Source organism: Pedobacter kyungheensis (assembly GCF_000812965.1).
Lineage (GTDB): Bacteria > Bacteroidota > Bacteroidia > Sphingobacteriales > Sphingobacteriaceae > Pedobacter > Pedobacter kyungheensis.
On record NZ_JSYN01000019.1, the window covers coordinates 114,200 to 132,281 of the forward strand.

Sequence of the window (18,082 nt, forward strand, 5' to 3'; positions counted from 1 at the left end):
ATTTAAGCGTTTTTCATCAAAAGTTCAACAGTTTTTATTTTCAGGTTATCGTCTGATGCGAGCATTAAAGCAGTCTGGTCCTTATCGTTCGTAGCAGCAAGGTCTGCTCCGTTTTCGATCAGCAGTTTTACCTTCCTGTAGGTTTCTTTAGCTTTATTGGCTTCGTAGTTTACATTATAGGCACATACTTTATGCAGCAGGGTATTGCCCTGGTCGTCTGGCCGGTTTACATCTATTTGTCCGGTAGCCAGAACGGCTTCCAGAATGTCGGCATCCTTTTCAGCAATTAAATCTAAGGGAGTAACCTGCCGACTGTACCATTCGCTACCTTCGTATAGGTCGGCACCATCTTCAATGAGTTTTTTAAGAAAATTAATGCCTTTTTCACTATTAGACATCATGCGTACATATTCGAATAAAAGCGTGCTGCGGTCTTTACTGAGCTGATCGAATTGTGGAGCGGCAAAATTGCGTAGGGCATCATATATTTCTTCGCTTTGCAGGTTTGCTACTGCATAAAAAAAGGCCGATTTCCCCGTGCGGTCGGTATGGTTCGGGTCTGCGCCATTTTCGAGTAAGTGGGTAATTAAATTTTTCTTGTTAAAGTTTATGGCCATAATTAAAGGCGTTTCGGCTACAATGTTGCCCTCATTAATATCAACACCTTCATTTACGAGGATATCGATATAACTTTTTAACAGGTTGGTAGTTTGTTCGTCATTTAAATTATACCGCCGGAAATTACTTTTAACCACCCGGTGGATGTAATTCTCGTCTGCATTATTTTTAAAATTAGTAGTGCAACCGGCATCAATACAGGCTTTAATGGTAGCTAAATCTACCCCGTTTTCGAAAAGATAACCCAGTAGCGTTTGGGTATTAACCTCATCATTCAGGTTATCGAAACGGGTAATAAATTCGTTAAAGAAACTGATGTCGGCATCTTCATTACCAAGGTTTCGAACAATGCTTTGAAATATACTTTTGTCAAAACTGTCGAATTCGTAAATGTCGGTTTCGATGGTTTTATCTTTCACCATCATGTTGATAATTTCGTATTGTTTTTCCCTAACCAGGTTATCCAAAATCGATGATTTTTGATGTTCCTGAATGTTTTTCGAGAGTTTTTCGCCGTTCAGCATGGCATTTTTGGCATCATCGAACTGGCGGGCGCTTAACTGTTGATCTAAGGTAGTTTCGGTCATTTCAATTAAAATATTTAAGATAGATATATGCATTTCCCGCAACAAAAGTTTAGCCAAAGAATAAACTTAATTGAAAATTATCCGGAATGTTGCAATAAACCAAGTGATAAAATAGTGTCTTTTTATCGTCCTGATTTTTGGAAAGCAATTGCAGTATTCCGTTGGTTAATTTCTTCCTGCTCTACCTTCTGCCATGAAAAATGGCATCCGTTCGATCAGGTTTATTTGGGTTATTTTTCTGCAATCAAGCCGGTTTTCCGTGCCACAGGCCTAAGTTTATAGCCCTGATCGGAGCGTCATCCCCGATATTTCATCGGGATAAAGCGGAGAGCAGGAGTAACGTTAAAAGAAGCGTATAGCATTGCGCTCCAAAAACAGCCGGCAATCTTATTATTTACTTTATGTAGTATAAACCTGCATGACAAATAACATTACGATGTTCCTTAATTCGGCTGATTATTTTATCTTTAGGCGATTTTAAAAAGACTGGTCTGCAAATCTGCAAAACCCGTCAGATATTTAACCTTAATAAGCAAAATCAATATAAACATGTCAAATACATCAAAAATTATCTACACCAAAACCGATGAGGCGCCAATGTTGGCAACCTACTCACTTTTACCTATTGTACAAGCTTTTACTGCGTCAGCAGGTATTGATGTAGAAACCAGAGATATTTCTTTAGCAGGAAGAATTTTGGCCAACTTTCCTGAGTATTTAAAAGACGACCAAAAAATTGGTGATGCTTTAGCTGAGCTTGGCGCACTGGCCACCACTCCGGAGGCAAATATTATTAAATTACCTAACATCTCGGCTTCAATTCCGCAGCTGGTAGGTGCTATTACCGAGTTACAGGCACAAGGTTTCGCCGTGCCAAATTATCCTGATAATGCACAAAGCGAAGAAGAAAAAGCAATTAAAGCTAAATATGCAAAAGTTTTAGGCTCGGCAGTAAACCCGGTTTTACGCGAAGGTAACTCTGACCGCAGAGCACCTAAAGCAGTTAAAAACTATGCAAAACAAAACCCACACTCGATGGGTAAATGGTCTGCAGATTCAAAAACCAGAGTAGCCAGCATGACTGAAGGCGACTTTTATGGTTCAGAAAAATCGGTAACCATCGATACTGCCAGCCAGTTTAAAATTGAATTTGTAGCTGCTGATGGCGCTGTTACTGAATTAAAAGGTTTATCACCGTTAAAGGCGGGTGAGGTGATTGATTGCTCTGCATTGAGTTTATCGGCATTAAAGGCCTTTGTAGCTAAAGAAATTGCTGAAGCTAAAGCGGCTGGTGTGCTATTATCTGCTCACTTAAAGGCAACCATGATGAAGGTTTCTGATCCGATTATTTTTGGTGCCATTGTAGAGGTTTACTTTGCCGATGTTTTTGCAAAATATGCTGATTTATTTAAAGAACTTAACATCGATACACGCAATGGTTTAGGTGATGTATATGCGAAAATTGCAGGTAACCCTAAACAGGCTGAAGTTGAAGCTGCGTTAGCGCAAGCGATTGAAAACGGTCCGGCACTGGCTATGGTTAACTCTGATAAAGGGATTACCAACCTACACGTACCAAGTGATGTAATTGTTGATGCTTCAATGCCAGCCATGATCCGTACTTCGGGCCAGATGTGGAACAAAGAAGGCAAATCGCAAGATACCATTGCTTTAATTCCTGATCGTTGTTATGCTGGTGTTTATACTGCAACAATTGACGATTGTAAAGCACACGGCGCTTTTGATGTGACTACCATGGGTTCGGTACCTAACGTAGGTTTAATGGCTCAAAAAGCTGAGGAATATGGTTCGCATGATAAAACTTTCCAGGCTACAGCAAGCGGAACAATCCGCGTAACGGATGCTGATGGCAAAGTATTTTTCGACCAGAAAGTTGAAAAAGGCGATATTTTCCGCATGTGCCAGACTAAAGATGCACCAATTCAGGATTGGGTTAAATTAGCAGTAACCAGAGCCCGTTTATCTGAGACACCAGCTGTTTTCTGGTTAGATGAAAAAAGAGCGCACGACAGAGAGATTATTGCTAAAGTAAATACTTATTTAAAAAATTACGATACTACTGGTTTAGATATCCGCATTTTAGCACCGGTTGAAGCGACTAAATTTACTTTAGAACGTATCCGCAAAGGTGAGGATACCATTTCGGTTACTGGTAACGTATTGCGCGATTATTTAACCGATCTTTTCCCGATTTTAGAACTGGGTACTTCGGCTAAAATGCTTTCAATCGTTCCATTAATGAACGGTGGTGGTTTATTTGAAACCGGTGCTGGTGGTTCGGCCCCTAAGCACATTGAGCAGTTTATTGAAGAAGGTTATCTGCGTTGGGATTCGTTAGGCGAGTTTTTAGCACTTCAGGCTTCTTTAGAGCATTTATCGCAAACACAAAACAATGCAAAAGCACAAATTTTAGCTGATGCTTTAGATGAGGCAAATGCTAAATTCCTGGCTACTGATAAATCTCCTGGTAGAAAATTAGGTACCATTGATAACCGTGGTTCGCACTTTTACCTGGCTTTATATTGGGCTGAGGCTTTGGCTGCACAAACTAAAGATGCGGAATTACAAGCCAGGTTTGCACCATTGGCAAAAGCTTTAACTGAAAACGAAGCTAAAATCAATGAAGAATTAATCGGTTCGCAAGGTAAGCCGCAGAATATTGGCGGTTACTATAACCCTAATGATGAATTAGCCAGCAAAGCGATGCGTCCTAGCGGAACATTAAATGCTGCTTTGGCATCGTTGTAGGCATTGTAAATAGCTAAAAACAAAGCTGTATCATAATGTGAGTGTCATCCTGAGCCTGTCGAAGGACTTAGGTTGCTCTTTATCACTTTATGATACAGCTTCTTTTGTTTAAAAGGGGATTGTTGCCACAATAACAAGTTTATTCAAACCACGCTCTCCCCTTATCCAATCGTGTTAGGAAATCGAAAAATGATATGCCAATTTCGATATGATATTGTTTATCTAAATCTATAAATGGTGATAATACAATACGATATTGATCATTTTCATCTCTTTCAATAGCGATAAATTCACCGCCACCGTTTCCTCCGATTGCCAATGTATTTGGTAAGTTTTCAAAGATACCATAATCAAGGTTTTGATCCAGTAACTCATCTAAATCCCATAGTATCACAAACTCTTTTCCAATGTTTACCTCAAATCCTGAATAACTATTGAGATAATGCCTGTAATCCTGTGGTATTTGAAAATTTGTAATCCGTTCTATTTCGGCAATCGCTTCTGGTGATGGAATTGATCTTTTGGGCCAATTATATTTATTGAGTATCTCTTCAAATCTTTTCATTAAGGGGCATTTTATTCTAAAATATAGAAAAGATGTATTGCTGACAAATTAAAGATTTCTGTGTGCAGGCATCTAAAATTACCGGCTTTCCCGGTTGTATGTTAATCAAATATTTTCAATATTGTGCAGGCATTCACAAACCAAAGTCCTGTCAATTTGTTATATTCATATTAAATTATAGGAGATTCATCACATGGCAAATAATAAACCTTCACGCGATAAACTGCACAGTACCACCGAAAATGGTGGCATTAATAAAGAAAATTTATCATACAACGAAAGCAAGCAGAGTTATGAACTTGATGTAAAAGGTACAGATGAAGATTACGATCACCCGATGGGCTACGAAACAGTGGCCGCAGGTGCCCGCGACGATGATTCTACTTATGATGAAGCCAACCCATACGTAGGCGACGAATACGCACGGAATGAAGAAATTGCAAACGATGATTTGGAGGAATTAGGTATGCACGTAGATAATGGTGAAAGTGTAAAGCTAAGTGCTGAAGATGAGATTCTGGCCCGCACGCCTGAAGATAACCGCGATGATTTGGATGAAGAAGGTTATCCGGTTAATGATACGCCCCAAAAATAGTCAATAGCACACCGTCGGGAAGATGGTGATTTGACGAAACAATCATATAAATGGAAAAGCAGGGTTACATTCGGTGTAGTCCTGCTTTTGTTTTATACCTTAATTTTAATTGCTTTTATGGGTTGATATCCAGGTTAAATCTCCTGCGCAGCTCATCCAGTTTCGGATTTTTGTTTACCAGGTAATCGTATTTTTCGCGGTTACCATACAACCTGTTTTCCAGTTTACGCTCTACCTGTTTATAAGTTACCAGTACCCCGAAATTTTTAAGTTCGTTTCTTAAGTAATTTAAAAGTTCAACAGATTCCTGCTGAATGAGGTGTTCCTGGGTTTTACTTTCTACTGAAATTTCAATCAGCTCGGGCTTTAAAAGTACCGGTGCAAAGTTGTTCAGGATGGTAAACAGGTTAATTTTATCGGCAGCTTTAAGAATTTGCACATAATTGCTCCACACCTCAAGCAAACGGTCATAACTAAAAACTTCACGTGCTTCGCCGGTTATAGCTTTTGGCTTACCGTCGTCGTCGCTATCTGCATTTCGTTCAAAATCGTTTAACGAAGGAATTAAGGTGCCCGCTGTTTTTTTGGGGATATTGATACTGATAGAAGTAGCCGTAGGCATGCTTACAGGCCTTGGCGCTTCGCTCGATGTATTTAAAGGTATACTCGCCGGAACTTCAGTCTTTGGGATATTTACTGTTGCCGGTGCAGCGTTTTCACTTTCAGCTTTTGGCTTTATGCTTTCGGCCTGCACTGCCTTTTCGGCTACGACATTAGTTTTTTTTTTATCCTGATCTCCGTCAGTTGCTGTGTTATTGGTATTTAAAGGCTGTTGTGCTAAATTGACGACGGACCGGATATGGCACATTTTAATCAGCGCCAGCTCTACCTGTAAACGTTGGTTTTTAGAGTTTTTATAGTTTAAATCGCAGGTATTGGCCAAATTTAAGGCCGTTAACAGGAATGATAATTCTGTTTGCCTGCACTGCTCTAAATATTTTTGTTTGATGTTTTCGCTTACCTCTAAGAGCTTAATGGTTGCATTGTCTTTACCTACCAGTAAATTACGGAAGTGACTCGCCAAACCATTGATAAAGTTGTTGCCATCGAAACCATTGTTCAATATTTCATCAAACAGGAGCAGGGTTTGGCTAACTTCGGCAGCAGTTAAAAAAGAGGTGAGTTTAAAAAAGTAATCGTAATCTAAAATGTTAAGGTTATCGATTACCGCTTTATAGGTAATGTTCTTATTGGCATAACTGGCAATCTGATCGAACATCGAAAGGGCATCACGCAAACCTCCGTCAGCTTTTTGCGCAATAATGTGCAAACCATCACTTTCAAAAGCAATGTTCTCGCGGTTGGCAATGGTCGAAAGATGATTGGCAATATCTTCTACCTGGATCCGGTTGAAATCGAAAATCTGGCAACGCGATAAAATGGTTGGCAGGATTTTGTGTTTCTCGGTAGTAGCCAGAATAAAAATAGCATATGAAGGTGGTTCCTCAAGGGTTTTCAGAAAGGCATTAAATGCACTTTGCGATAACATGTGAACCTCATCAATGATATAGATCTTGTATTTTCCGGCTTGTGGCGGTATGCGCACCTGCTCAATTAAACTACGGATATCATCAACCGAGTTGTTTGATGCCGCATCGAGCTCGTGCACGTTAAAAGAATGCCCGTTCTGAAATGACTGGCAATTGTCACAGGTACCACAGGCTTCCATATCGGCTGTAGGGTTAGTACAGTTAATGGTTTTGGCCAGGATACGCGCGCAAGTGGTTTTACCCACACCCCGCGGACCGCAAAACAAAAATGCCTGTGCAAGCTGGTTGTTTTTGATGGCGTTTTTTAAAGTACCCGTAATGTGCTGCTGACCAACCACAGTTTCGAACGTGGCCGGGCGGTATTTGCGGGCAGAAACAATAAAATTTTCCATCGGCACGAAAATAGGAATTTTTTACGAGTTGAGACTTGAAGCAACTGGAATGTGGAAAAGTTATAAATTGTATAACAAAACCGTTAAAATCAAAATAATGAAATTAAACCATTAGTGATGGTAGTTGTAAAATAGCTTATAGCTTTGCTCAAAGGATTCAAAACTACCAAAAACCTGCGTTATGGCTTTTTCTGTATCATAGCCCTGATTGGTAAGCCTGATGATTTGTTTTAAATTTTCGGTTCTTTTGCCTTTGATAAAAAAGTAAATTACACTGTAAGCGGTGTTATAATTGTCTTGTACCTCATGGCCATAAAATGAACCATTGTAAATGCCGAAGAATTTTTTTAACCGTTCAGCATCCTTTAAATCAATACCTGCTTTTATACTTTTAATGCGAAAGTCTTGCGGAGCAGCATATAAATTGCCTTCGCTATCAAAATCGAGTGTTTCGAAAAACTCTGCCAGTCCTTCATTTAGCCACCTTGGCGATTGTTTAAAATTAAACTGAAAAATACTGTGACTTGCCTCGTGTAAGGTAATGGCAATGAAATCGCGGTTTTTGTATACAAAAGCCTGGTTAATGTTGTCAATATAAAAGCCGTCGCTACTTGCTGGTGCATTATATTTTTTCTGCTCCAACCGGTAATCTTTGTTTTTGCCGTACAAGTTTATTTTCACCGGAGCGGTAATGTTCTCCCGGGTTTCGAAAATTTCGTTGCAAAACATGCGCTCGTAAGCAATTAGCTTTTCGATTTTCTTTTGCTCCGTATCGCTTATTTTGCAGTTTATAGTATTAATCTCTACATACTGGGCATAGGAAGCAAGACTAATCAAGTTAATCAATAAACATATCAAGCGCTTTTTCATATTGCAATATACCTTGTTTAAGGGTTATTTTGGGCTTATTTCATAATTGCTTTCAGTTCGTGCCTGTACTCTGATGCACTTTTACCAGTAAACTCCTTAAACAGCTTATTAAAATGACTAAAATTATTGAAACCGCTTTCGTAAGCAATATTGGCAATGCTGATCGGTTTTTCGGCCAGCAGTTTTGAAGCATGTACCACGCGATACTCGTTTACGAAATGCGTAAAGGTTTTTTTAGTAATCTTTTTAAAATACCGGCAAAAAGAAGGTACGGTCATACTCGACATTTCTGCAATATCATGCAGACTAATTGGTTCCTGGAAGTGATCTTTCACAAAGTTGAAGATCATGTTAATGCGGTCGTTATCCTGCACCTGCATTTCCATTGAAAAACCCCTGGCATTTAAAATTTTATAATCCCTGGCGTTTTCGAGTACCTTTAATACATATAATAAGGATAGCAAGCGCTCAAAAGGAGGCTGGTCATCCATCATTTCTATTTTGTCACCAATCAGGGCCTTGGTTTGGTTGCCAAATGCAATACCACCTTTTGCTTTATCGAACAATTCCTGTATGCCTTTAGTCTCCTGCAAGCTTAAAAAACCGGTACCCAAAAAATCGGGTTTCATCTGGATTACGGTTTCATTTTTATTACCGGTATTGGTATCAGTAAACCCGCAATGAGGCAAATTACTACCAATTAAAATCAAATCGCCTTCGGTATAATAAGAAACGTGACTACCAATTTGCCTTTTACCTGTACCGCCGTTTACAAAAACCATTTCAATCTCGGGATGGTAATGCCAAAGGTGCGCCATGTTATTTTCGTTGGCAATGTATTTCGAGTAATAAAAAGAGCTGCCGAAAGAGGGCTCTACTACTTCAAAACTTGGCTTCATGTTGATTAATTTTATATGCTAAAATAGGTTAAAAATATGTTAAATTATGTGTTTTACCGAAATATGACTGAATTAGGGGTAATATAGCATAGATATTGGCCAATATGCAATCGTCTGGGTATTTAAGCTTTGCCTACCTTAGTACCATCATAAAGTAATTAACTCTTTAAAATATTTGGTTATGAAAAAGTTCTTAAAAATCGGTTTAATAGCAGCGTTATTTTTTACTGCTACGGGTGTACACGCTAACGATGATGATTTTACTTTAAAAGTAAAAGGTGAAAAAGAAAAGTTTATCCGTTTTTCTGCAGATAAAGCAGAAGATCTAAATTTATCATTAGTAGGTGCTGATGATGAAGTATTGTTCGAAGAAACCATCCATGCTTCTGCTACAACAAGCAAAGTATATGATTTAAATGCACTTCCTGACGGAAAATATGTGCTAAAGGTAGAATCGGAAGCTAAACTTGCAAAATATAATGTAGTAATTGAAAATGGTGAGGCAATTGTTTCTGAGCCAAAAATTGCTAACGTTTTTAAACCAGTTTATACTAAAACTGATGATGTGGTGACCCTGAGCTTAAACAACCTGGATAAAAGCCCGATCGAAGTAAAAGTTTACAACGAATATAACGATGAGGTTTATGCAGAATCGTTTAAAGACAAAGCACAGTTAACTAAGAAATTCAACATCAGTAAAACAGATTCAAGATCGTTAACTTTCGTAGTAAAGTTTAAAGATGAGAGTTTTGTTAAAACGATCGAAACTTACTAAAAACTAACAGCTAATTGATTAGGGAGATTATCGGATAGATAATCTCCCTTTTTTGTTTGCAGTAAAAGGGTAGATGTAAGACGGAAGATGTAGCTTTTCGTTATTATCTTCCATTTGTCATTTCCCATTTTACATTATTCATTAATATATTCTGATTAATCGTTTGATTTTAAGAAATATATTGTTACTTTTGCATCCCCGTAATATACCTCGGGATTAAAAAATTAAAAACATAATTAATAACAATGAATCAGTACGAAACTGTTATCGTTCTAACCCCGTTGTTATCTGAAGACGCAGCGAAAGAGGCATTAGCTAAATTCAAAGCAGTTCTTACTGATAACGGAGCCGAAATTATCCAGGAGGATAATTGGGGTTTGAGAAAATTAGCGTATCCAATTGACAAAAAGTCAAATGGTTTCTTCAACTTAACTGAATACAAAGCTTCAGGTGATTTGATCGCAAAATTAGAGCTTCAATTAAAACGCGATGAGCGTGTGTTACGTTTCTTAACTATCCGTTTAGACAGACACGCTGTTGCTTACAATGAGAAAAAGCGTAGTGGTGCTTTTAACAAAAAAACTAAGGAGGTTGCAGCGTAATGGCAAGAGAACAAATTCAATACGTAACTGCCCCTAAAGTAGAGGATAACCGTAAAAAATATTGCCGTTTCAAGAAAAACGGAATTAAATATATCGATTACAAGGATGCAAACTTCTTGTTGAAATTCATTAACGATCAAGGTAAATTATTACCAAGACGCCTTACTGGTACTTCGTTAAAATTCCAACGTAAAGTGGCTCAGGCTGTTAAACGTGCCCGTCACATCGGTTTGTTACCTTTCGTTGCTGATCAATTAAAATAGGAGGCTAGAGATATGGAAATTATTTTAAAACAAGATATTAAAGGCCTTGGTGAGAAAGATGATGTAGTTACAGTAAAGCCAGGTTTTGGCCGTAACTATTTAATCCCTCAAGGATTTGCTGCATTAGCTACTTCTTCTGCTAAAAAAGTATTGGCAGAAAACTTAAAGCAAGCTGCTTTTAAACAAGATAAAATTAAGAAAGATGCTGAAGGTGTTGCTGAGCGTTTAACTGCTGTTAAACTTTCAATTGGCGCTAAAGCTGGCGAAAGCGGAAAAATCTTCGGAGCGGTTAACACCATCCAGATTGCTGAAGCATTAAAAGCTCAAGGCTTTGATGTAGACCGTCGTCGTATTACTTTCGAAACTGAACCAAAATTTGTTGGCGAATATGTTGCTAACTTAAACTTACACAAAGAAGTTAAAGTTCAGGTTCCTTTCGAAGTAGTTGCTGAATAAGCATTCTTTAAGAATCATAAAAAAAGTCCTTTCAGTTTTCTGAAAGGACTTTTTTTATGAAATAGATTTGAGACGTGAGACATGCGAAATGCAAACTAAATCTCACATCTAATGTCTCAAATCTCAGATCTTTCCTATCCCTTCGGAGTGGTTGGTCTGATTTCTACCTTGCTTGGCAGTGTTCTTGCCGGCATGGCTAATAAATCTACCAGCAGTTTGCCCATATCTTCTGGCTGAATTTTCCAGGCATCTGCCTCGGCATCAGGATTGTGATCGTTAAAATGACTGGCTACCGAACCCGGCATAATGGTACTTACTTTTACACCATATTTTCTTAAATCTAACATTACCGCCTGAGTAAAACCGGTTAAACCAAATTTACTGGCATTATAAGCCGAGCCTCCGGCAAAAAAGTTAGTGCCTGCCAGACTAGAAATGGTGAAAATATGCCCTTTCGTTTTTTTGATCTCTTCTACAGTAGCTTTAATGCTGTAAAAAACACCGGTTAAATTGGTATCGATGATTTCGTTCCATGAATTAATATCCAGCTCATCAATTGGTGCGAAATGCCCCACACCTGCATTGGCAATCAGTACATCAAGCTGTCCCCATTTCTGAATAATCAGGTCTACTGCTTCCTGCTGCGATTTAAAATCTTTAACATCCGCTTCAATGGCCAAAACATCGCCATGCGCTACTAAACCGGCAGCGGCCTGATTGGCTGCGTCAATCGTTCTGCTGGTGATGGCTACTTTATAACCGTCTTTTAAAAGGGCTTCGGCAACACCGAGCCCAATTCCTTTACTTCCTCCTGTAATTAGTGCAACTTTCATGTTCTCTTAACGTATATCTGTCAAAAATGTTTACTTAGATTTTGAGCTGGCAGGGATGGGGAGCTGTTTAATTTCGATATCTTTAAAATCAACAGGCTGACCTTCGCTTTGCAAGGCGATAAATCCCGATTTAAGCGCTTTGCCATCTATTTTAATTTTGGGGTCGAAACGGTTAGCTACGCCTCCGCCTATTTGTGGTTTGCTGTACTGCAGCACGGTATCGCCATTAATAATATGTGTAACCAGCGAATCGCCCAATACAATTAGCTCTGCCGATACCCACTGGTCGCCATCGTAAGTTTTCGATCTCGAATCTAAACAGTGCCCGGCGTACATTTTACCATTGTAGAAAATTTCGGTACCTGGTGAGCACATGTTACCGGTAGGGCGTGGCCTGCCATCGCTCAAACCACCTAAAAACTGCATTTCAATTGAAATTGGCCAATCCTGCTCTTTAGGCATGGTTTTCGGATCCTGCGAATGGAACATCACACCGCTATTGCGTAAAGTGTAGCCTGGTGCGCCTTTTTGCAGCTCACCAACCATACGGTATTTTAACTTTAGGTGATAGTATGAAAAAGGTGTTTTGTAGTAAAGGTGACCAAACTGATCATTAAAATCGCCATATTGATCGTAACGTACTTTTATAATGCCATCTTCTACGCGGAAAGTGTTTCCGAAGTTCACATTGTAATCGTGGTGGTGGATTTTAACATTCCAGTCTTTAATGTCTTTCCCGTTGAAAAGTGAAATCCACTTTCCATTGCCAGTGGTGTTTTTTGTAGTGCTGCAACCCCATAAAAGGACCAACATAAAAAGGTATCCGATTTTCTTCATCTGTGTAAATTTGAAACCCCAAAATACAGAAAATCGGAGCATTTAATTTTATTTCAGTATTTAATTTACAAATCGGCCGTTGGTTAATAATTCTTTCCGCTTGCATTTTCCTTTTCCATCGCTTTAATTACCTTTGCGCTATGGCGAAAACCCGGACAACCAGAGCGAAAAGTAAAGCAAAACACCCGCTTTTAAAGAAGATTACCAATATTGCATCGAAGGTATTTTTATACTTCCTGCTGGTTTCTGTTTTGTGGGTAATTGCGCTACGTTTTATTAATCCGCCAATTACCTTATTGATGGTTTTGCGTAACATTGAACGCAAAGCTGATGGAAAGCCTTTTAAAACCGAGAAAAAATGGGTTGATTTCGATGATATCTCAGATAACATGAAACGAGCTGCGGTATCGGCCGAGGATCAGTTGTTTTTAAAACATATTGGTTTTGATATGAAGGCCATCGAAAAAGCATTTGCCAGCAATGCCAAAGGCAAAAAAGTAAAAGGTGGCAGTACTATTTCGCAACAAACAGCAAAAAATGTTTTTTTGTGGCCAGGCCGTTCGTGGATCAGAAAAGGCTTTGAGGCTTACTTTACCTTATTAATTGAACTCTTCTGGAGCAAAGAACGTATTCTTGAGGTTTACCTCAATGTAATTGAAATGGGAGATGGTATTTACGGTGCTGAAGCTGCAGCGCAGGAATACTACGGTAAATCCTGCACCAAATTAACCAAAAAACAAGCCGCCTTAATTGCCTCTTGTTTCCCTAATCCATTGCGGTGGACACCTAAAAATGCAACACCATACATCAGGCACCGCCAATATTTAATTTTAAGAAATATGAACAGGCTGGGACCACTTGATTTTTAGTCAACAGTCTTTAGTCCTTAGTCTTCAGTCTATTTTTATTAATAGATAAGGGGACTCGGGACTAAAGACTTATGACTAATCATGATCCTTATTCCATCTGATTTTAATCCCGCCTTTTTCATCATCAACTGCTTTCAGGTGTAAAACAATACCACGCATGCGGGCCTCGCGCTTTTCCTGTTTGGTCAGGTTTTCATCCCCTTTGGGGTTTCTGAGTGGGATATCCATCGCTACATTGGTACCCGGACCCAGGGCATAAGTTCCCTTTACGTTAAAGTTCAGTGCGCTCGAGCTTACCTGCATCGGACTGATTTCTACTTTATCGCCATTGATATTTAAAGTACCATCGAGGTTTTTAATTTCTACGTTGGATAAATTCCGGTTGGCAAAGGCAAACTTGCCTACTTTAACCATGGGTTCGAAATTAACCAGGGCGGCATTATTAAGGTTAAATACCACTTTTCCGTTGATAGAACGGGGCAAGATTTTACCAGTATGCGAAATACGACCAGAAATATTCACCAAAGAAGACAAATAGCCTTTCAGGTTTTTATTGGTAATGGTATTCTGCCCAAAATTATCAAAAGAGTAAAAGAAATCTTTAACGCTTACATGGCTGATTTTTGAATTGATTTTAAAGCTGTTTGAAGCGGCCTGCTGGATAATATTTCCATTAAGCGATAATTGACCACCTGCATGCGCTACGCTGATTTTATTGAAGAATATACCTCCGCCACGTAAAGAAATATCAGCATCGAGGTTTTTGGCCATAAACTTCTCATAAATAGCTTTATTCACGGTAAGGCGGATATTCATTTGCGAAAGTTCTAATACGTTACTCAGTTCTTTCGAAACCACCTGCTTATTACCGCTTGATTTTGTTTTTTTAGCATTGCGCGGGCCTAAAAAAGGTAAAAACTCTTTTAAATAGAGTTGCGGACTGTTCATTTTAAGATTTACCAATATTTTTTCGGGGGCGGTATAATACAAATTGGCAAAGTTGGCAATGTCGCAGTTTACATTTAACTCGCTCTTACCCAGTTGGAAATGTCCGTTGCGGATGGATAAGTTATTTTGATTGAAATTGATATTCAAGGCACTTTTTACGAGGTGCAGATTACGCGGAATGTAAAGGATATCGGCATCGGCGATCTTTATTTCGCCTGAAACTACTGGTTTGGTAAACCTGAAGTTATCAATATCTGCCTGGCAGTACAGTCTTAAATCAGCTGTTCCGTTCTTGAACTCAAAATCGTTGGTTCCTAATGAATTGTTAAGGTTTGAAAGCGGAAACTGTGAGGTAACAAGTCCTGTTGCAATGGGGCGTGATAAGTTGTTAACCGTAAAGGTATCGATTTTTAGCGGTGCGTTGAAATACTTTGCAGTAAGCTTATGAAACTTGATAGCCGAGTTTTCATCGCCAATAATACCGCCAACAGTATCACGGTTAGTAAACGAGCCATCAAAATTACAAGCGGTTAATTTACCTGCCGGAATAGAAACCACATTATCCCTTACGGTTATCCCAACTTTAATCAGTGGGTCTCCGTATTTACCAGACCCATCGTCGATAATATTTCCCCTGATATCAATTGGTTTTTCTATGCCAAATTTTAGGAGTTTAGAAGAGATATTAGGTGCAAGTAGCAAAGCAACATTTCTAAACAAAATATCATCAACTGCAATACTAATGGCAAAGGCCGATTTATCCAATTCTATTTGGGCACCAATTTTAAAGGGATGACCGCCAATGTTTAAAATTTCTGGGTCTAAAATTACAGCATCCAACTTACGGCTGTAGTGAGCCGATAGGGTACCATCTAGAGTTTTATCTTTTAAAAAACTGCCTTTTCGGGTATTGAAAGCAAAGCTGTTAACTTTTGTTTTCAGTTTGATTTTGCCCGTCCAGCCGCTATCAGGGTATTCCATGCGCCCTTGTACTTGGTCGATATTGAAGTTAAAAAGCTTGTGGCGCTTTTTGTTATCAAGTACAAGATCTACCTTGTTAAAATCTATTTTTTTAATCTCCAGTGCAGAAGATTTAGGCGATGATTTCTTATCACTGCCTGCTTTGCTTTTAAAAATACTGGTATTGCTGTAGCCGGTAGAATCGGTATAAATGTATATGGCGGCATTATTAATGGCAATTTGCCTGATATTAACATTGCCCACAATAAGCGAAAGCACATTTAAGGATACATCAATATCCTGCGCTTTTAAAAGATCGTGTTTATGTTGTGCCCACAAGCTATCTCTCAGCAATACGCCATTTAACGATACCGAAACACCAGGGAAGCTTTTCAGCAGGGTAGGTTCCATGCTGGTTGCGGTTATTTCACCATTAAGGTTTTTGTTCAGCTGCGACAGGATAGAAGTAAGCACTTCTTTCTTATTGCGGCTAATGTAAAATGCGCCGGCAAGCCAGGTTAAAATAACCAGCACCACCAGAACAGCTAATATCTTTAAAGAAATTTTGAGCCAGCGTTTCATACACATTATTTTGGTTTAACCAATATAATGCTTTTTGGCTGCTAATTGTTTGGCAGTTAACGAAAATTAACTAACAATAGAGTTATAAGTTTTAAGAATTCTGATCAAAATTTTTAAAGCAGGTGTGAAAAAACCGTAGAGTGCCAGCTATTTTTAAATGGAACTTCCCATTTGCTATCCAATTCGGCCAGTGTTTGTACCATGTTGTTGAAAACAATCGTTTCAGGGGTAACCTGTTTAATGTTTACCAGCGTTTCGAAGTCTTCTTTACCCTGAACCTTCACTTCATCGTCAACCCGGTAGGCGATGTTAAAACGGTTAAAAAGATCAACATGGTATTCAGTTTCAATCTCTTTGATTAGTCTAACCGAGCTATCAATAGAACATCCTGTAACACCAGCCTGGCTTTCATCAACGGTAAGGATAATAAAAAAGCCATAACGGATTTCGGCCTTTGCAAGCAATTCGTTGCCATGGGCTTTCCATTGGTTGGTAAAAGCAGCTAATTTATTCAGGATCTGGTTTTCTTCAACGGAAGTAAACTTACGATCGCTTTGGTAGATCCAAACTCTTGATTGTGGAGAAAAACTCATATACAAATTTATGATTTTAATTAATTTGCTGTGTTTAAAACGCTGGCCATATGAAAAAGTTTACACTTTGCTTGAAAATGTCGTTTATTTCGGCGCTTTGTGTGTTTTTTTATGCTTTTTCCAATCCCGACCCCTTAGAGCAATACGCTGGTTTCCTGCAAAAAACATTCACCGATCACTACGATTCGGCGCAGGAAAGTAATCAGATTAAACGCTATGAGCTAAATGTTACTAACAATGGCTTTTGCCGTTACAAACGTTACTTTAATAACGGAAAAACGGAGTATTTCGCATTTAAGTTGTCGAAATTTAAAGATATGGATTATTATGGTAATACGGCGAGCGGTAAACTGTATCTGCATACTAAAGGCGATGATGTGATTGTACAGACGTATAAAGACAGGGGAGGCGATGTAGATTCGATGGCCACGCAGATTATTATTCCGCTTAAAAATATGGAGGCAGAAGATTTAAACCAGATTCGGGATAATTTGGAACAGATTGTTAAAATACCTGCTCAACCTGCAAAAGAAGTAGCGAAAGTGGAGGAGTAGGAAACGATTACTTAGGGATTAATTGCAAATGATACGCAATGATCCTTCGACAGGCTCAGGATGACAACCCATTGTTATAAATCGCTTTAATAAAAAAGTCTCAGCAATGTGCCAAGACTTAAATTTCTTAATTGACTTATACTTATATGGTTAATTCAAAGCTACAAACCATTCGCTCTTGCGGTGATCTCAGCAATATCCAATACTTTAACTTCCTGTTCTTTATCTTTCAGTTTCACCCCGTCACTAAGCATGGTCATGCAAAAAGGGCAACCTGCTGCAATAACTTGTGGATTGGTTTGTAAAGCTTCGTCAATACGCTCAACGTTAATATCTTTGTTGCCTTTTTCGGGCTCTTTAAACATTTGTGCACCACCTGCTCCACAACATAAGCCATTGCTTTTACAACGCTTCATTTCTACCAGCTGGGCATCTAAAACCTCGAGTGCTTTACGTGGTGCTTCGTAAATGCCATTGGCACGGCCCAGGTAACACGGATCGTGGTAAGTGATTTTTTTACCTTTAAAGCTTTCTCCGCCTTCGGCTTTGAGCTTACCTTCATTAATTAAATCCTGGATAAGTTGCGTATGGTGAATTACCTCGTAAGTGCCACCGAGCCCCGGATATTCATTTTTGATGGTATTGAAACAGTGCGGGCAGCCTGTTACAATTTTTTTGATATTATAGGCATTCAAAACCTCAATATTGGTCATGGCCTGCATCTGGAATAAAAATTCGTTACCTGCACGTTTAGCCGGATCGCCTGTACAGCTTTCTTCGGTGCCCAAAACAGCATATTTAATGCCTACATGATGTAAGATTTTGCAGATATCGCGGGTTATTTTTTGAGCGCGCTCATCGTAACTTCCGGCGCATCCAACCCAAAATAAAATTTCCGGTTCTTCACCAGCAGCCATTAGTTCGGCCATTGTAGGTACTTTAAATTCCATTTTTTTAGTATCTAG

General features: G+C 38.9%; 18 protein-coding genes. 8 read left to right on the forward strand and 10 right to left on the reverse strand.

Annotated elements, in window-relative coordinates:
* Positions 1-2: 2 nt before the first annotated feature.
* Entirely contained in the window at positions 3-1,238 is a 1,236-nt protein-coding gene (locus OC25_RS16370; protein ID WP_052266255.1) for an ankyrin repeat domain-containing protein, read from the reverse strand.
* Positions 1,239-1,754: 516 nt separating this feature from the next.
* On the opposite strand from OC25_RS16370, the gene OC25_RS16380 reads away from it, so the two are divergent.
* The gene (locus OC25_RS16380; RefSeq protein ID WP_039478191.1) at positions 1,755-3,974 is read left to right on the forward strand and encodes an NADP-dependent isocitrate dehydrogenase; all 2,220 of its coding nucleotides are present in this window, start codon (positions 1,755-1,757) and stop codon (positions 3,972-3,974) included.
* Between the two features lie 139 nt (positions 3,975-4,113).
* On the opposite strand, the gene OC25_RS16385 is transcribed toward OC25_RS16380, so the two are convergent.
* Positions 4,114-4,539 (reverse strand): SMI1/KNR4 family protein, encoded by a 426-nt coding sequence (locus tag OC25_RS16385; RefSeq protein WP_039478193.1) that lies wholly within the window; start codon positions 4,537-4,539, stop codon positions 4,114-4,116.
* A gap of 193 nt (positions 4,540-4,732) precedes the next feature.
* Here OC25_RS16385 and OC25_RS16390 point away from each other — a divergent pair, with 193 nt between their 5' ends.
* A complete protein-coding gene (locus tag OC25_RS16390; protein WP_039478195.1) occupies positions 4,733-5,134 on the forward strand; it encodes a hypothetical protein in 402 nt (133 codons plus the stop codon).
* A gap of 115 nt (positions 5,135-5,249) precedes the next feature.
* On the opposite strand, the gene OC25_RS16395 is transcribed toward OC25_RS16390, so the two are convergent.
* The 3 genes from OC25_RS16395 to OC25_RS16405 all read right to left on the reverse strand — a co-directional run bounded on the left by OC25_RS16395 (position 5,250) and on the right by OC25_RS16405 (position 8,845).
* On the reverse strand, positions 5,250-7,076 hold the full coding sequence (locus OC25_RS16395; protein ID WP_039478197.1) for a DNA polymerase III subunit gamma/tau: 1,827 nt from the start codon (positions 7,074-7,076) through the stop codon (positions 5,250-5,252).
* A gap of 111 nt (positions 7,077-7,187) precedes the next feature.
* Positions 7,188-7,946, reverse strand: coding sequence for a DUF1570 domain-containing protein (locus OC25_RS16400; protein WP_039478199.1), 759 nt, complete (start codon positions 7,944-7,946; stop codon positions 7,188-7,190).
* A 35-nt stretch (positions 7,947-7,981) separates the two neighbouring features.
* Positions 7,982-8,845, reverse strand: a complete 864-nt coding sequence (locus tag OC25_RS16405; protein ID WP_039478201.1) for an AraC family transcriptional regulator — start codon at positions 8,843-8,845, stop codon at positions 7,982-7,984.
* Between the two features lie 181 nt (positions 8,846-9,026).
* Here OC25_RS16405 and OC25_RS16410 point away from each other — a divergent pair, with 181 nt between their 5' ends.
* The 4 genes from OC25_RS16410 to rplI all read left to right on the forward strand — a co-directional run bounded on the left by OC25_RS16410 (position 9,027) and on the right by rplI (position 10,941).
* Positions 9,027-9,620 carry a hypothetical protein gene (locus OC25_RS16410; RefSeq protein ID WP_039478203.1) on the forward strand — a complete coding sequence of 198 codons (594 nt, stop codon included), beginning with the start codon at positions 9,027-9,029 and terminating at the stop codon, positions 9,618-9,620.
* Positions 9,621-9,865: 245 nt separating this feature from the next.
* On the forward strand, positions 9,866-10,222 hold the full coding sequence (gene rpsF, locus OC25_RS16415) for a 30S ribosomal protein S6 (RefSeq protein ID WP_039478204.1): 357 nt from the start codon (positions 9,866-9,868) through the stop codon (positions 10,220-10,222).
* Positions 10,222-10,485: a 30S ribosomal protein S18 gene (gene rpsR, locus OC25_RS16420; protein WP_010599582.1), complete on the forward strand. Its 264-nt coding sequence runs from the start codon at positions 10,222-10,224 to the stop codon at positions 10,483-10,485. The genes rpsF and rpsR overlap by 1 nt, the downstream gene beginning before the upstream one ends.
* A gap of 12 nt (positions 10,486-10,497) precedes the next feature.
* Positions 10,498-10,941, forward strand: coding sequence for a 50S ribosomal protein L9 (gene rplI, locus OC25_RS16425; RefSeq protein WP_039478206.1), 444 nt, complete (start codon positions 10,498-10,500; stop codon positions 10,939-10,941).
* A gap of 134 nt (positions 10,942-11,075) precedes the next feature.
* Here rplI and OC25_RS16430 read toward each other — a convergent pair whose 3' ends face one another.
* Complete coding sequence (locus tag OC25_RS16430; protein ID WP_039478208.1) at positions 11,076-11,774, reverse strand: SDR family oxidoreductase; 699 nt, start codon at positions 11,772-11,774, stop codon at positions 11,076-11,078.
* Positions 11,775-11,804: 30 nt separating this feature from the next.
* Positions 11,805-12,611 (reverse strand): 3-keto-disaccharide hydrolase, encoded by an 807-nt coding sequence (locus tag OC25_RS16435; RefSeq protein WP_039478316.1) that lies wholly within the window; start codon positions 12,609-12,611, stop codon positions 11,805-11,807.
* Positions 12,612-12,751: 140 nt separating this feature from the next.
* On the opposite strand from OC25_RS16435, the gene mtgA reads away from it, so the two are divergent.
* Entirely contained in the window at positions 12,752-13,480 is a 729-nt protein-coding gene (gene mtgA / locus OC25_RS16440; RefSeq protein WP_039478210.1) for a monofunctional biosynthetic peptidoglycan transglycosylase, read from the forward strand.
* A gap of 75 nt (positions 13,481-13,555) precedes the next feature.
* Here mtgA and OC25_RS16445 read toward each other — a convergent pair whose 3' ends face one another.
* Together OC25_RS16445 and OC25_RS16450 are read right to left on the reverse strand one after the other, a co-directional pair.
* Positions 13,556-15,970, reverse strand: a complete 2,415-nt coding sequence (locus OC25_RS16445; RefSeq protein ID WP_039478212.1) for an AsmA family protein — start codon at positions 15,968-15,970, stop codon at positions 13,556-13,558.
* Positions 15,971-16,083: 113 nt separating this feature from the next.
* Positions 16,084-16,563 carry a hypothetical protein gene (locus OC25_RS16450; protein WP_039478213.1) on the reverse strand — a complete coding sequence of 160 codons (480 nt, stop codon included), beginning with the start codon at positions 16,561-16,563 and terminating at the stop codon, positions 16,084-16,086.
* Between the two features lie 50 nt (positions 16,564-16,613).
* Here OC25_RS16450 and OC25_RS16455 point away from each other — a divergent pair, with 50 nt between their 5' ends.
* Complete coding sequence (locus OC25_RS16455; protein ID WP_039478215.1) at positions 16,614-17,117, forward strand: hypothetical protein; 504 nt, start codon at positions 16,614-16,616, stop codon at positions 17,115-17,117.
* 161 nt (positions 17,118-17,278) lie between these two features.
* Here the strand turns inward: OC25_RS16455 and OC25_RS16460 are convergent, their stop codons facing one another.
* Positions 17,279-18,067, reverse strand: a complete 789-nt coding sequence (locus OC25_RS16460; protein WP_039478218.1) for a (Fe-S)-binding protein — start codon at positions 18,065-18,067, stop codon at positions 17,279-17,281.
* Between the last annotated feature and the right edge of the window lie 15 nt (positions 18,068-18,082).

Excerpts from the sequence above, each read along its gene's own strand:
- OC25_RS16370 (WP_052266255.1), bottom strand. The coding sequence starts at position 1,238 with ATGCATATATCTATCTTAAATATTTTAATTGAAATGACCGAAACTACC.
- OC25_RS16380 (WP_039478191.1), top strand. The coding sequence starts at position 1,755 with ATGTCAAATACATCAAAAATTATCTACACCAAAACCGATGAGGCGCCA.
- OC25_RS16385 (WP_039478193.1), bottom strand. The coding sequence starts at position 4,539 with ATGAAAAGATTTGAAGAGATACTCAATAAATATAATTGGCCCAAAAGA.
- OC25_RS16390 (WP_039478195.1), top strand. The coding sequence starts at position 4,733 with ATGGCAAATAATAAACCTTCACGCGATAAACTGCACAGTACCACCGAA.
- OC25_RS16395 (WP_039478197.1), bottom strand. The coding sequence starts at position 7,076 with ATGGAAAATTTTATTGTTTCTGCCCGCAAATACCGCCCGGCCACGTTC.
- OC25_RS16400 (WP_039478199.1), bottom strand. The coding sequence starts at position 7,946 with ATGAAAAAGCGCTTGATATGTTTATTGATTAACTTGATTAGTCTTGCT.
- OC25_RS16405 (WP_039478201.1), bottom strand. The coding sequence starts at position 8,845 with ATGAAGCCAAGTTTTGAAGTAGTAGAGCCCTCTTTCGGCAGCTCTTTT.
- OC25_RS16410 (WP_039478203.1), top strand. The coding sequence starts at position 9,027 with ATGAAAAAGTTCTTAAAAATCGGTTTAATAGCAGCGTTATTTTTTACT.
- rpsF (WP_039478204.1), top strand. The coding sequence starts at position 9,866 with ATGAATCAGTACGAAACTGTTATCGTTCTAACCCCGTTGTTATCTGAA.
- rpsR (WP_010599582.1), top strand. The coding sequence starts at position 10,222 with ATGGCAAGAGAACAAATTCAATACGTAACTGCCCCTAAAGTAGAGGAT.
- rplI (WP_039478206.1), top strand. The coding sequence starts at position 10,498 with ATGGAAATTATTTTAAAACAAGATATTAAAGGCCTTGGTGAGAAAGAT.
- OC25_RS16430 (WP_039478208.1), bottom strand. The coding sequence starts at position 11,774 with ATGAAAGTTGCACTAATTACAGGAGGAAGTAAAGGAATTGGGCTCGGT.
- OC25_RS16435 (WP_039478316.1), bottom strand. The coding sequence starts at position 12,611 with ATGAAGAAAATCGGATACCTTTTTATGTTGGTCCTTTTATGGGGTTGC.
- mtgA (WP_039478210.1), top strand. The coding sequence starts at position 12,752 with ATGGCGAAAACCCGGACAACCAGAGCGAAAAGTAAAGCAAAACACCCG.
- OC25_RS16445 (WP_039478212.1), bottom strand. The coding sequence starts at position 15,970 with ATGAAACGCTGGCTCAAAATTTCTTTAAAGATATTAGCTGTTCTGGTG.
- OC25_RS16450 (WP_039478213.1), bottom strand. The coding sequence starts at position 16,563 with ATGAGTTTTTCTCCACAATCAAGAGTTTGGATCTACCAAAGCGATCGT.
- OC25_RS16455 (WP_039478215.1), top strand. The coding sequence starts at position 16,614 with ATGAAAAAGTTTACACTTTGCTTGAAAATGTCGTTTATTTCGGCGCTT.
- OC25_RS16460 (WP_039478218.1), bottom strand. The coding sequence starts at position 18,067 with ATGGAATTTAAAGTACCTACAATGGCCGAACTAATGGCTGCTGGTGAA.